This is a genomic window from Psychrobacter sp. AOP7-B1-24 (genome assembly GCF_052376215.1).
Lineage (GTDB): Bacteria > Pseudomonadota > Gammaproteobacteria > Pseudomonadales > Moraxellaceae > Psychrobacter.
The window spans coordinates 18225-32872 of sequence record NZ_JBQSVL010000033.1; the positions used below are offsets into that span (position 1 = coordinate 18225).

General features: G+C 41.3%; 10 protein-coding genes. 3 read left to right on the forward strand and 7 right to left on the reverse strand.

Annotated elements, in window-relative coordinates:
* Nucleotide 1 precedes the first annotated feature (1 nt).
* Genes ACT3QP_RS08405 through ACT3QP_RS08415 form a run of 3 tightly spaced genes read right to left on the reverse strand, consistent with a single transcriptional unit; the run spans nt 2 to nt 3478 of the window.
* Nucleotides 2-904, reverse strand: a complete 903-nt coding sequence (locus ACT3QP_RS08405) for a Na(+)-translocating NADH-quinone reductase subunit C (protein ID WP_444525160.1) — start codon at nt 902-904, stop codon at nt 2-4.
* Entirely contained in the window at nt 885-2120 is a 1236-nt protein-coding gene (locus ACT3QP_RS08410) for an NADH:ubiquinone reductase (Na(+)-transporting) subunit B (RefSeq protein WP_444525161.1), read from the reverse strand. The genes ACT3QP_RS08405 and ACT3QP_RS08410 overlap by 20 nt, the downstream gene beginning before the upstream one ends.
* Nucleotides 2121-2125: 5 nt before the next feature.
* On the reverse strand, nt 2126-3478 hold the full coding sequence (locus ACT3QP_RS08415) for a Na(+)-translocating NADH-quinone reductase subunit A (protein ID WP_444525162.1): 1353 nt from the start codon (nt 3476-3478) through the stop codon (nt 2126-2128).
* 1102 nt (nt 3479-4580) lie between these two features.
* Between ACT3QP_RS08415 and hisA the strand changes: the two genes are divergently transcribed.
* From hisA to ACT3QP_RS08430, 3 genes are all read left to right on the forward strand, one after another.
* The gene (hisA, locus tag ACT3QP_RS08420; protein ID WP_444525163.1) at nt 4581-5318 is read left to right on the forward strand and encodes a 1-(5-phosphoribosyl)-5-[(5-phosphoribosylamino)methylideneamino]imidazole-4-carboxamide isomerase; all 738 of its coding nucleotides are present in this window, start codon (nt 4581-4583) and stop codon (nt 5316-5318) included.
* A 110-nt stretch (nt 5319-5428) separates the two neighbouring features.
* Nucleotides 5429-7120 (forward strand): mechanosensitive ion channel domain-containing protein, encoded by a 1692-nt coding sequence (locus tag ACT3QP_RS08425; protein ID WP_444525164.1) that lies wholly within the window; start codon nt 5429-5431, stop codon nt 7118-7120.
* Nucleotides 7121-7198: 78 nt separating this feature from the next.
* On the forward strand, nt 7199-7507 hold the full coding sequence (locus ACT3QP_RS08430; protein WP_444525165.1) for a hypothetical protein: 309 nt from the start codon (nt 7199-7201) through the stop codon (nt 7505-7507).
* A gap of 105 nt (nt 7508-7612) precedes the next feature.
* On the opposite strand, the gene rnr is transcribed toward ACT3QP_RS08430, so the two are convergent.
* From rnr to thrS, 4 genes are all read right to left on the reverse strand, one after another.
* The gene (gene rnr / locus ACT3QP_RS08435; protein ID WP_444525166.1) at nt 7613-9892 is read right to left on the reverse strand and encodes a ribonuclease R; all 2280 of its coding nucleotides are present in this window, start codon (nt 9890-9892) and stop codon (nt 7613-7615) included.
* A gap of 141 nt (nt 9893-10033) precedes the next feature.
* Nucleotides 10034-11278: a toxic anion resistance protein gene (locus ACT3QP_RS08440; protein WP_444525167.1), complete on the reverse strand. Its 1245-nt coding sequence runs from the start codon at nt 11276-11278 to the stop codon at nt 10034-10036.
* A gap of 338 nt (nt 11279-11616) precedes the next feature.
* A complete protein-coding gene (gene infC / locus ACT3QP_RS08445; RefSeq protein WP_192519594.1) occupies nt 11617-12120 on the reverse strand; it encodes a translation initiation factor IF-3 in 504 nt (167 codons plus the stop codon).
* A gap of 23 nt (nt 12121-12143) precedes the next feature.
* Nucleotides 12144-14078: a threonine--tRNA ligase gene (gene thrS / locus ACT3QP_RS08450; protein WP_444525168.1), complete on the reverse strand. Its 1935-nt coding sequence runs from the start codon at nt 14076-14078 to the stop codon at nt 12144-12146.
* Between the last annotated feature and the right edge of the window lie 570 nt (nt 14079-14648).

Here is a 14648-nt window from a genome sequence, read left to right on the forward strand (position 1 = left end):
GTTATGCCTCCTTGCCGTTTGCTACTGGTAGCTTGGCTGCCAATTCGGTTTTAGGTTGAGCTGCCGATTTTGATTGATTGGCTTGTGTCTCTGCCTCATCAATAGTCTGGCCACTCTCTTCACGTAGCATATCTAGATAAGGCTTATAGCCTTGCTCGCCTAACCAAAACTGAATCATGTTACTGACGCCGCGGCTAGTCAGTGTTGCACCACTGATACCATCAACCCAGTTCTCTTTTGGATTACCGGCTTTGGTCACACCAGTAGCGACGTCACCGTTTTCGTCATAAGACTCGATACCGCTCCACTTAGCGCGCCACTCTGGCTCTTCGATACGAGCGCCTAGTCCTGGCGTTTCTTTATGCTCATAGAAACTGATACCTTTAATGGTATTCATATCGCTCTCAAGCGTTAAGAAACCATAGATAGTACCCCATAGTCCGTAGCCTTGAATAGGTAATACGACCACTTCAGGTTGACCTGCATCGTCTTTTTTCACATAGACTTTGGCGTATTTAGGCTTACGACCAATACCAGCAGGATCATTGTTGCCTAAGTCTTCACTTAGAGCTTGGTTTTTTGTAGCTTGACTCGCATCATAAGCATTGCGATCAGGAATGCCAGCTGCTGCTAGCGTCTCATCATCGACATAGTTGCCTTCGTTTAGGTCAATAACTTCAACATCAAAATCTTTAAATCGTTCAGCCACATCATCTGGTGTATCAGACTCAGCATCATACATATCAGCGGCGACTAAGATGTTTTTGTTACGGTCTAAACGTGCGTTTTCGAGTTGCGCCGGCTTTAGGCCAACGGCAACTGCTGATACCAATACCGAGCACACCAAGCATAGCGTTAGTGCCACACTGATGGTTTTTGCATTGTTACTTTTGGGCTTGGACATAACGAACCCTCCGAGCTGTTTGGCGTTTGATGTTTGCTTGGGTCACAAAGTAATCAAACAATGGCGCAAATAAGTTGGCGAATAGAATAGCCAGCATGATACCTTCTGGGAAAGCTGGGTTAACAACACGAATCAATACCGTCATAAACCCAATCAAGATACCATAAGCCCAACGACCTTTATTGGTATGTGCTGCTGACACAGGATCAGTTGCCATAAATACGGCACCAAAGGCGAAACCACCAATGACTAAGTGCCAGTAAAACGGTAAGTTCATCATCATGTTGTCTTTAGAGCCAACCATGTTGAAGACAAGCGAAGTGGCAACAAGACCAACCACACAACCTGCCATGATGCGCCATGATGCGATACGCGTCCATAGTAGAACTGCCGCACCTATCAAGATTGCTAATGTTGATACTTCACCGATACTACCTTGCATGTTGCCTAAGAATGCATCACTCCAAGTGATGGCGTTTCCATAGGCATCGACGAAGTCCTGAGGGACCACACCAAGTGCTGCAAGACCAAGAGGAGTAGCTCCTGAAAAGCCATCTACTGCTGTCCATATAGAGTCACCAGACATATAGGCTGGATACGCAAAGTAGAGAAATGCACGACCCGATAGGGCGGGGTTAAGGAAGTTTTTACCTGTACCACCGAATACTTCTTTTGCCACGACCACACCGAAAGTGATACCCAAGGCAACTTGCCATAATGGAATATCTGGTGGTAAACATAGCGCAAATAATACCGATGTTACAAAGAAACCTTCGTTGACTTCATGTCCACGCACGACGGCAAAGATAATTTCACAGAGAATACCCACCGCAAATGTCACGATATAAATTGGTAAGAACTGCATTGCCCCATAGACAAAGCTTGCCCAAATACTTTCTGGGTTGTAGCCTGCCATACTAGTGATGACAGTACGCCAACCTTCAGGTTGTAGACCAAGTTGAGCAATAGCAGTTAGTGCTTGATGACCGATATTGTACATACCCCAAAACATGGCTGGAAAGGTACACAGCCATACCGTAATCATAATACGCTTTAGGTCAATACCGTCACGTACATGTGATGATGTATATGTGGTTGAGCTTGGTTGACGTAAAAAAGTATCAAACATCTCAAAGATGGCATAGTATTTTTCGTGTTTGCCACCCTTGGTAAAAGACGGCTCCATACGATCGAACATATTGTGTAAAAATTTCATCGTGGTTAGCCCTCCAGCTCAATGCGCGTTAAGTTATCACGCAAAATATCGCCGAATTCATATTTGCCAGGAGATACGAAGGTGCATAATGCTAAATCTTCTTCGTCCAATTCTAGTGCGCCCAAATCTACTGCGCTGACGATATCTTCGACAATCAGTGCGCGTAATAGTTGCGTTGGCAGATAATCCTGTGGCATAACCTCTTCAAAGACACCGATTGGTACCATGGCTCGCGGTGAGCCGTTACTCGTGGTGGTAAAGTTATACTTTTTGCCACCAAAAAACTGCGAAATATAGATAGGCAGCTTGGAGAAACGGTTTTTACCTGGTGTAAAGAAGTGAAATGCAGGACGTTCATGGCCTTCAGCGAGTGCGCTGATTTGGTTATGAAAGCGGCCAAGATAAGCGATATTACTAAATAGCTTACGACCAGATAGCACTGAACCTGAGATAATACGGTTTTCACCAGTAGCCAACTGACCTTTGGTTAATGCAGTAATATCAGCGCCACGCTCAGTGACAATGAGGTGTGGGTTGGTAGCCGCAGGACCAGCCAAACTAACCATACGAGGTGTATACAAACGACCTGTGGTAAACAGTTTGCCAATCGCAATCACATCTTGGTATCCAATCGTCCAAACGCTTACGCCACGCATGATTGGGTGTAAGAAGTGAATGTGGGTACCCGCTAAACCAGCTGGATGTTTACCAGAAAAGCCATGATACTCAGTATTATTATTAGCTGCGGTTTTCGCAACTGGCGTCAGCTGGGTATCACCGTTATGGCATACAAAGGTCTTAGGGCTGAGTGTAGAGAGTACGGCAAGTCCGTCATTGAATGCTTGTAGCTGTTCATTAATGAGCAGCATTGGGTCAAATGCTAATGGATTGGTATCCATTGCAGTGACAAAAATAGCATGCGGACGGGCACCGATTTCTGGAGTACGGCTATAAGGACGCGTGCGAAACGCAGTCCATTCACCAGAGGCAAGCAGTTGGGTCTCAACGACTTCAGAGTCTAGGTCTGCAAGTTGCTGGGAGTCATACTGCTCGAACTTTACTTCTTCACCGTTTGGGTCGACCGCAATTACAAGGCTCTCAAACACACGACGTTCACCGCGGTTGATCGCGATGACTTTACCAGCAGCAGGGGCAGTGTAGATAACACCAGCTCGTTTTTTATCTTCAAAAACGGGCTGACCTTTTGCTACTGTGTCACCTTCTTTGACATTCATCGTGGGCTTCATACCGACATAGTCGTAGCCAATAACAGCAACGTGTGTCGGCTTATGCTCAGATATCTCGCGGGAGGGTTCACCGGTGATGGGCAAATCCAAACCTTTCTTGATGGTAATCATAAGCGAAAACTTAGTCCATAGTCTAAAACGATACCAGACTTCCTGTTTGGTATATCGGCAGCATGAACAACTGCGTCATTCAATAAAGCACTCAGTCAGTTATTCCTATAGTAGGATGGTGATAGAGTCCTTTACAAATAATGCATGATCATAACTACTAGTAAGAGTATTAACGCTGACCTTAGACTCCTTAACAACACGTTAATGTCTTATTCGAATTACCAAAGTGGCGACTGGCTACCAAGGTGTATGCAAAAACCATTAATCAAAATAAATCGCTAAAATGATTACTTTAAACCAATAGCTCTATCATACGTTTCATTGAAAATTAAAACTTGTAACACCAGAATGACTGACCACTCCACTCTTACAGATTAAGTATCATGATAAGTCGATACTCGTTCAATAAGACTGTAGCCAAACAAAGATCTATTTAGATAGATGATAAACTGGCTGAAAAACAAACTGACTCAGAAATGAATAAGCAAGCTTTACTTATTATCCATTGCTATATAGTCAGTAATGACAGTTCTAAATCGTTAACCAGTGATAGAAACAGGGTAAAAGACGTTAGGAAAGATATCTAATTAGAGTTTAGTATTGCAGAGTAGACGGTTTAACGGCTACTAGTTGAGATTTCTAATATAACCCTTCTTAGCAATATGTTGGTTAACATCGTATAGATAGATTCAACTACTGCTCGACTCATCCTGACCGTCACGCTTCCTTCTCAATCACGGATGACTTGATATAAAGCGTGGCGTATGGTTACTATCACATAGAAACAAATAAAAATTTACCTAGGATTATACGCTAAATTGACCTAAAATTGCCAGTCAGTAATTGAATTTACCTAATGTTTCCAGTGATTGAACCTGATAGAACTTATAGTTATGACTTTCGGTTTTTATCATTACTTATATGATATTTCAACGATTTTTTGTTTCGTTGTTGGTTTGTATGAATCCGTTCAAGTTTTAAATCGCTTTTTGAACGGTATTTTTCTATTATGGCTTAAAACGTGTTGTATATTCAATATACTCTAATTTTTAAGAGTGGTTTTTTACATTTATTTAATGTTGTGTTTTATAAGGAATGTTGTATGTGTGCTGTGCCTGTTATTATCCCGGCTATTGATTTAAAAGATGGTAAGTGTGTACGTTTAAAACAAGGTCGTATGGAAGATGATACGGTGTTCTCTGATGATCCAGTCGCTATGGCTGCACGTTGGGTAGATGAAGGTGCACGTCGGTTACATTTGGTTGATTTGAATGGCGCATTTGATGGTGTACCAGTGCATAGACAAGTGGTGAACGATATTACGAAAGCGTATCCAAATTTACCTATTCAGTTAGGTGGAGGTGTGCGTAATATGAATACCATTGAGCAATATATTACCGCAGGTCTGACGTATATCATTATCGGTACGAAAGCTGTTGAAGATCCTGATTTCGTTGCGGAAGCTTGCCGCGAATTTGCTGGACATGTCATTGTTGGTATCGATGCTAAAGATGGTATGGTTGCTACTCATGGTTGGGCAAACGTTACTGATACCAAGGCGACTGAACTTGCTAAGCGTTTTGCGGATGTAGGTGTATCTTCAATCGTCTATACTGATATTGCCCGTGATGGCATGATGCAAGGCGTCAATGTAGAGCAAACGGTTAACTTGGCTCGCGAAGGCGGCTTACCAGTGATTGCTTCGGGTGGTGTGACTGATTTAAAAGACATCGAACTGTTAAAGCCGTATGGTGACTGTATTGAAGGTATTATCACTGGACGTGCTATTTATGAAGGAACGCTAGATTTAAGTGCGGCGCAGGCTTATCTCGATAGCTAATAAAAAGTAAAAATTTTAGATATGTCCTCATTTCATTAGTATTTAGAGGACTTTGGCTTGACTTGAGGGCGTATTTTAGTAAAAAACAAGTAAAACAGCAAAGGGTACTTATGGCGGTTTGTTTTGACCATCAAAGAATACGCAGTTGTCTCAAAGTTTGGGGTCAAATGCTGTTGCTACTAAGCATCACTAGTTTGGGCCTCCCTATTCATGCTGCTGAAACCATCAGTGTGGATGCTGCTGCTACGGTGCCGGAAGGGGCTGAAGAAGCTGATACTTCTGACAGTAATGCAACCAATAGTGAGTCAACTCCTGCCACAGCGAGCAATCAGTTGGCTGAAAGTGATTCAAATAATGGGCTAGACAGCGTTACTTTGGCGACTACGCCGGCACCAGTTGAGTCATCGCCCGTTATCAGTAATGAAAGTACGAATGATGCTCAAATTGAAACCACACCCGCACCGCAAAAAGACAATGATATTCGGCAACGTATCAGTGGGATATTTTCAGAAATTGAGGGGTTGCAAGCAGTTAATGTTAGTGTTACCCAAGGTGTGGTTACATTAACTGGTGAAACACCAAATGAGAAAAAAGCGCAACAAGCCATCAGTTTAACCAATCGTTTAACCGATGTGGTTACTGTTGAAGATAGAATTACTCGAACGCTTGATGTACAAGACAACGTATCGACCGTTTACCAAAGTTTCAAAGCACAAACGAAAAATGTAGTCAAAGCCTTACCTTTATTGTTAGTGGGTATTGTTTTATTTAGCTTGGTGACTTGGTTTGGTAATTGGTTGTCCAATCGTCAAAAAATGTGGCAACGTCTAACACCCAATCCATTTGTGGCTGAGTTACTCTCTCAAACTATTAAAATTATCTTTATTATTATTGGTTTGGTTTTAGCGCTGAGCTTGATAGGGGCCGAAACCATTTTAAGCACACTGTTAGGTGGTGCTGGTGTTATCGGTATCGCAGTTGGTTTTGCGGTCAAAGACACTATTGAAAACTATATTGCCTCCTTAATGCTCAGTATTCGCCAGCCATTTCGTGCACGTGACTATATTTTGATTAACAATCAAGAGGGTATTGTGGTACGCCTAACCTCGCGCGCGACGATATTGATGACTTTAGATGGAAATCAATTGCGTATCCCTAATTCAGAAGTTTTCAAAGGTACTATCCTCAATTACACCAAAAATCCTGAACGTCGCTTTACCTTTGAGTTGGGCGTTGATGCCAATGACGACCCTCTTGCCGCCATCAAGGTGGGGGTCGATGCAATATGTCAGTTAGGTTTTGCATTGGATAATCCAAAAGTCACTGCAGTTATTAAAGAAGTGGGTGATTCTAATATTATTTTGCAGTTTCAAGTCTGGGTAAATCAATTGGAATCTGACTTTTCCAAAGCCCGTAGTATTGCTATACGTGAAACCAAGCATGCCCTTGAAGATAATGGTTTTAGCTTGCCAGAGCCTATTTATCAGTTGCGCTTTAATCATAAATTAGAGCACGCTTTTGCACACATGCAAGATAGCCACGAAAGTACTGATGTGTCTGATAAGACCACTACTTCGACCATTCCTGAGGTGACAGATATAGGCAAAAATGAACAAAAAGGCATGGATAGTAAAGAGAAAAAGCTAGCAAAGGCACGTGCCAAACTTGTTTTGCAAGGTCGCCGTGCTGATGAGGTGTTGGATGCGAGCCCTGATGACAAGCTAATGGAAAAAGTTGAACAAGAGATTGCTGAAAATTCAGATGAGACGGATTTATTGAATAGCGATAGCCCACAAGAGTAGTTTGTAACAGTCAGTGAAAACTAGGCATAAAAAATGCAGCAAAACATATATCTGACTATTAAAATATGGAACATTTTTATGCAAATGAAACATTTGATTATATTCGCGTTGATTGGCATCGTTGGACTATTTGGCTTTAATCTTATTAATGGCAAACAGCATGAGAAAAACAGAGAAGTTGTTGTCAGTAGTGTTACGGTTGGGACTAGTGATACCAATATAGACAGTTCTGCTACAGGCAAAACAGCAAGTAACTCAGGAGATATTACTAGCCAACCTTTGGCTGAGCAGCCTAAAGCTATCCTCGATAGTGCCACGTCTCAGATCAATCAAGCTCAGCAAACCGAACAGAAAAATTTAGAAAATATGGATAGCGTTGCACAGTAAATAATTTGCACTGCGTACATAAAAAGTAATTATGTAAATAGCGCAGCACAAAAAAAAGGCTAACGGTGACGTTAGCCTTTTTTATTATTAAAGCTTTTACTCAAATTAGCCTTTTTTATTACCACCTTTACTGCGGCTACTACTTCTTTTTGCAGGGCTTTTTTTAGGCTGTTCCTTTTTAGCAGGCTGTTTTTTGGTCTGGTTCATAGCGCTAGACTGTAGTTTTTCTTTTAGATCAAAATCAATCTGCAACAGGTCCATGTTGACCCCAGCAACTTGGACTTTCACCGAATCGCCAAGTCCAAATAGCGTGCCTTTATCCTTACCAATCAGCTGTTGCTGCTGTTCATCATAAACAAAGAAATCGTCACCGACGTTTGATATGTGCACCAAACCATCAATATATAAGTCAGTCAATGTTACAAATAGACCGAAGCTAGTAACCGTAGTGACTACTCCTTCAAACTCTTCGCCAACATGGTCTTTCATGTAATGACATTTGAGCCAAGACTCTACATAGCGAGATGCTTTTTCGGCACGACGTTCAGTATCTGAAGTTTGTGTACCAGCACCTTCAAGAGAGAAGTCCATAACAGGCTGTTTGCTGTTGGTAACTTTTGCTTTAATCGCACGATGCAGCATTAAATCTGGATAACGGCGAATAGGCGAGGTAAAGTGGCTATATTCGTCATAAGCCAAACCGAAGTGACCAATATTGTCAGGTGCATAATTGGCCTGCATCATTGAACGCAATAGCATGCTGTGTATGCTAATTGCATCGGGTCTGTCTTTGGTTGCTTCAATAATTCGTTGATAATCTGCTTGAGTTGGACTCTCTTCTGGGAATGGTAATCCAAAGTTTTTTGCATACTCATGAATACGCATTGACTTCTCACCGTCAGGCTTATCATGATTACGGTATAACACAGGCAACTCATGCTTGAGTGCAAAATTTGCCGCACAGGTATTGGCCAACAACATGCATTCTTCGATCAGCTTTTGAGAATCACCACGAGTACGAGGTAAAATATCTGCAATACCACCTTTTTCGTTGAACTTTATATACGTCTCAACGGTCTCAAACTCCATCGCATGGCGCTCTTCACGTTTTTTTAGCAAAAGCTCATACAATTGATGTAAGGTATCGATAGATTTTTTAACGTCTTTGTTACCCGTTAATGATTTAGGCAAACGTTTATCAGTCGGATTTACGAAGTAGTCATTTACTTGATTATAGGTCAAACGTGCTTGTGAGTGTATGACTGATGGATAAAACTCATATCCTGTGATCTTACCTGCACGTGATATTTTAATGTCAGCAACCATACACAAGCGATCAAGATCAGGGTTCAGTGAACATAAACCATTAGATAGCACCTCAGGTAGCATCGGAATCACACGATGCGGGAAATACACTGAAGTACCACGCTCATAGGCGTCTTGATCAAGTGGTGAGTTCGGTGTCACATAATAGCTGACATCTGCAATCGCAATCACAACACGGTAATTACCACCAGAACGCTTTTCAGCGAATACAGCATCATCAAAGTCACGAGCATCTTCACCGTCGATGGTAACAAGAGGCAGATGACGTAAATCTGTGCGACCTTTTATGTCTTTTTCAGTTGGCTCTTGATAGTCATTAGCTTGCTTCAGAGCCGCTTCACTGAAATCTGATGGAATGTCGTAGTTGAGCAGGGTAGTCTCAATAATCAATTCGCGGTCATTATCGTCAGACAATACTTCAGTGATTTTACCGGTGGCAAATTCATGCTGGTTTGGCCAGTCAATTATGTCAACTTTAACAGGCGCGCCTTGCTTAGCATTGAATGCCTGAACATTGTCATCAGTGACCGTGATTGGCTGATGATTATTTGGACTACCAAGCTCAACGCAGTAGCCATCATCATCACGGGCAAGTGTACCGATGAAGTTGTTTTGGCGACGTTCAACGATATCAACAATACGCCCTTCAGTACGACCACGATTGTCCGTTGATGTACCGACTGCTTCGACGGTGTCACCATTAAATACCCAACGCATTTGTTTTTCATGCAAAAACAAATCTGGCATGTCACTTAAAAGTACAAAGCCAAATCCTTTAGGATGAGCAGACACAGTACCAGTGATGACATCTTGCTGAGTCACTGTACGATAGCGATAAGGGCGACCTTCGCGGTTTACCTGTCCATCACGCGCCATAGCTTTAAGACGATTACCCAAGGCATCAAACTGATCGGTATCATCAATATTAAAGGCTTTTGCTAACTGTTGATGAGTGACTTCGCCATGCTCAGTAATCGTACTAAGTATTAGTTCACGACTAGGGATGGGGTTGTCATATCTTTTTGCCTCACTTGAGGCGTTTGGGTCATTCCAACTCATAAATTACCGTATCTATTTTTAAAATTATTAATAAGGGCTATCTTAACACGAACGACGTTGTAATATCTTGCGTCAATTGTTGTATGTGTATTCAGTAGCAAGGAGCCGTTACCTCTATGAGGCAACAGCAGTTTGGATAAATTAAAGATCGATATCGACCGTGTTTGATTTATCGGTTATCTTTTTACTGTTTATTTCTTTTGATACTTCTAGCACAGTGGTTTGATTAGATTTATCAAGGTACTTTTGTGCTTTATCAACTTCGCTAGTCAATGTATTGACCGTTTGTTTCATATTCTCTAGTGCTTCGATTTTATAGCTGCTAATCATATCCATCGTATCATAGACATTGTTAAAGGCATTTTGCAGTTTATCAAGTTCAATGCTGCTGCTAGTCGCTTGCTCATGGATTTCACCTGACTGGCGTTTGAGCATTGCTGAGGTTGACTCAATCAAGCTACTGGTCGTTTTATTCAACGCAGTGATTTGATCGAGTACCAGTTTTTGATTGGTCATCGCTTGAGCAACGACGACAGCCGTGCGTAATGCTGATACCGTCGTCGTGGTTGCGCGATCGACACCCTTAATAAGCTCTAAGTTATTGCGACGAATGGTATCAAGCGCTAAATACCCTTGTACATTAACGGCCAACTGAGTCAAAAAATCTGTATTTTTTTGACGGACATAAAACAACATCTCTTCTTTAATAATACGAGCTTTTTCTGGGTCAGTTGCTTCTATTGCATAGACTTTTTGCTCTAGCTGCTCATCAATCTTTTTGCCAACGTAGACATACTGACGAATAGATTGCATCAGCTCCCACATATTGACTTTTTCTTGTTCAATCATTGCATTGTCTTTGAGCAATTCATCTTTACCATTATAGAGACTGGTAACAACGGCATTGATATGAGACTGTGCGGATTCATATTGACGGAAATAATCTTGTACTTTATTACCAAATGGTATGAGACCAAACAACTTACGTGAGCTGGTCAGCTCTTTTTTGCTAGGATCTAAGTCTTCGACAATCCCACGCAGTTCCGTTAGTGAGTTAGCGATAGGCGAGTTATCAAACAAGCTATCATTAAGACTTTTTGCCGGCAAATCTAACATACGGTTAGAGACTTGTGATGACTCTCGAATCTCTTTGGTACCTAAATTATGAATAGATTGCACGTTCTGTCGAAACTCATCGCTGTGCACAGAGTTAGTAAGTACATGGTCTACAAAAGCATCAACTTTGGCATCGAGCTCTGGAATCTGGCTTTCATCCAACTTGACCATCTGATCTGCTTCACTTTTTTGTATCTCTTTCACAGGTTCAGGTGCAGTTAAAGAAATACTTGGAGTTTTTGCGTTTTCTGGTGGGGTCAATTCTTGCATGAAGTTTCCTGTAATATCTAAAAGGTACAGTGTTTTTGGTCAATAGCTATATAAAGCGGTAACCGTAAAACACATTGATAGTAAATGGATATTCTTATGCACTCGGTTATTCTTATTAGAATAGTATAAATGCGGTGCAGCAGAGCTTTAGAGTAACGAGTAATGAATGGGTTGAGAAGATAGGTTTTGTAAAGTAGCGTCGACTTGTTATATTAAAAAATGGCTATTAACAGGCTTAAATATTAAAAAACCATCAATATCCCGCAGCATATTGATGGTTGAGATTATAAGTATCTACATCGACTAACAGCCACCACTAAAACAATCTACAAAACAGATTATTTTTTCTTAGTTGGTCCAAGCAGCATACCCATTTGACGACCTTCCATCTTAGGATACTGCTCAACGTTAGCAATCTCAGCAGTGTCTTCGATAATACGATCTAGCTGCTTACGACCAATCTCTTGGTGCGCCATTTCACGGCCACGAAAACGAATACTGATTTTAACTTTGTCTTGGTTCTCTAAAAAGCTGAAGATTTTTTTCAGTTTGACCTGATAATCAGCTTCTTCAGTACTAGGACGCAGCTTCATTTCTTTCAGCTGAGTTTGCTTTTGGTTCTTTTTAGCTTCTTTCGCCTTTTGCTTCTGATCATAGAGGAAGTGCTTATAATCCATGATTTTACACACGGGCGGCTTGGCATCTGGAACCAATTCGACCAAATCTAGATTGTCCTCACGTGCCGCTTTCATCGCGGTTTCGATATCGACCACGCCCATTTGTTCGCCGTCTTCTTTGACGAGACGGACTTCTTTGACATTGATATCTTCGTTGATGTTCAAACGGTTCGACTGTTTAATAGGTATTACTCCTCATCTGTTTTTGGGGTCTGTCGGCCTTTTTCAGCGACAGCTGTCTGTACTAATGTAATAAATTCAGAAATACTCATTACGCCAAGATTTTCACCTTCACGCGTACGGACGTTGACACTGCCCGATTCGACTTCTTTATCCCCTAATACTAGCATATAGGGAATACGTTCTAATGTTTTCTCTCGTATCTTAAATCCAATCTTTTCGTTACGCAAGTCACTAATAGCACGTAAACCTGCATTTTTTAGTTCACTGACTACATTTTCACAAGCATCGGCCTGTTTATCAGTGATATTCATGACCACAATTTGTTGTGGTGCTAGCCATACGGGCATCCAACCGGCATAGTTTTCAATCAATATGCCGATGAAACGCTCGAACGAACCCAATATCGCACGGTGTAGCATGACAGGTACTTCGCGTTCATTCTGTTCATTTACAAATTCAGCATCAAGGCGTTCAGGCATGTTTGGATCAACTTGAATAGTACCGCATTGCCATATACGACCTAACGAGTCTTTTAGACTGAATTCAATTTTTGGGCCATAGAAGGCACCTTCACCGGGTAAATAGTCCCAATCAAGGCCTGAACTATCTAGCGCATCGGCCAACGCTTTTTCAGCAAAATCCCATGATTCATCACTACCGACACGTTTTTCAGGACGAGTAGAAAGTTTCATGATGATGTTATCAAAACCAAAATCTTCATAGACCGCAAGTGTTAGCTTAATAAAGTCAGCCACTTCTTGTTGAATCTGAGCTTGGGTACAAAAAATATGCGCATCATCTTGAGTAAAGCCACGAACACGCATTAGACCATGTAATGAACCTGATGGCTCGTTACGATGACAAGAACCAAATTCTGCCATACGTAAAGGCAAATCACGGTAAGATTTTAGGCCTTGGTTAAATACTTGCACATGGCAAGGGCAGTTCATAGGTTTTACAGCATAATCACGGTTTTCACTCGAAGTCGTAAACATATTGGTTGCATAGTTACCCCAATGACCAGAACGCTCCCATAAACTACGATCTACGATTTGCGGTGTTTTAATCTCTTCGTAGCCATTATCATTTTGTACTTTACGCATATATTGCTCAAGCACTTGATAAATAGTCCAGCCATTTGCATGCCAAAACACCATACCTGGTGCTTGCTCTTGCATATGGAACAGGTTTAAGGCTTTACCAATTTTACGATGGTCGCGCTTTTCAGCTTCTTCAATACGTTGAATATAAGCTTTTAACTGTTTTTTATCTGCCCATGCAGTACCGTAAATGCGTTGTAGTTGCTCATTTTTTGCATCACCACGCCAATAAGCACCAGACATCTTAGTCAGCTTGAATACTTTTAGGAATCGTGTGTTTGGCACATGTGGGCCACGGCACATATCCACATATTCTTGATGATGGTAAAGACCAAAAGCTTCTTCACCTGGCATATCGTTGATTAATTTAAGCTTATAGTCTTCATTACGTGACTCAAATATCTCAATCGCTTCTGCACGAGGCGTCATCTTTTTAACAACGTCATAATCTTGCTTGATCAGCTGCATCATGCGCTTTTCAATCGCTTCCATATGCTCAGGTGTAAAAGGCGTCTCGCTGTAGATGTCATAATAAAAGCCATCTGCAATGACTGGACCGATAACCATCTTCACATCAGGATATAGCTGTTTGACAGCATGACCTAACAAATGCGCACATGAGTGACGAATGATATCAACACCATCCGCATCTTTTGGCGTCACGATTTCGACTTTAGCATCAGCAATGATAGGGTCATGCGCATCTACTAAATGCCCATCTACACGCCCGGCTACTGTTGCTTTAGCCAGTCCTGCACCGATACTTTGCGCCACTTCCATGACTGTTGTATTGCCTTCGAAGTCTTTTACGCTACCATCGGGTAAAGTAATCGCTACCATAATCTATTCACCTTTTTGGGTCCGTTGGCAGTGATGACTGCAACCATCAATCATATAACCGTAAGACCACATCAATTATATCTAACTACTATGATATGTTGTAAGAAATAAGCACAACACTTAATAGAGTCATATCTTGCCTTATATTACATGATGATTGAGCGCTATTTAATACGCCATGATCACAATGCCATAAAGTAAACTACCTTTTCATAAGATAAAACAGAACAACTATTAAGCAATGTTGCAAAAGCAGCCATTATAGCAAAAACTGTCTATTAGCACTAGATAGCCAAGGGCCAGCTCTTCTTCTATATAGGTGTATTTTGTAGCAATATCAATAGTGATAAAGGTAAATACTATATTAACAATGATCCTAACAGACGGTTAAGTCGAAGAATGGAGGTTTTTGCTTAATAATGAATAACTATAAAATGCTTTCTTAAGGCATACCTAAATACACAATACCTGTTTATACGCCAACCCATTGAAAGTATTGGTTTATTAAAAGGTGAATAAAACTAAATAAAAAACCTTCAAATAAGGTGTTGACACAGGCTGTGAGGTGTA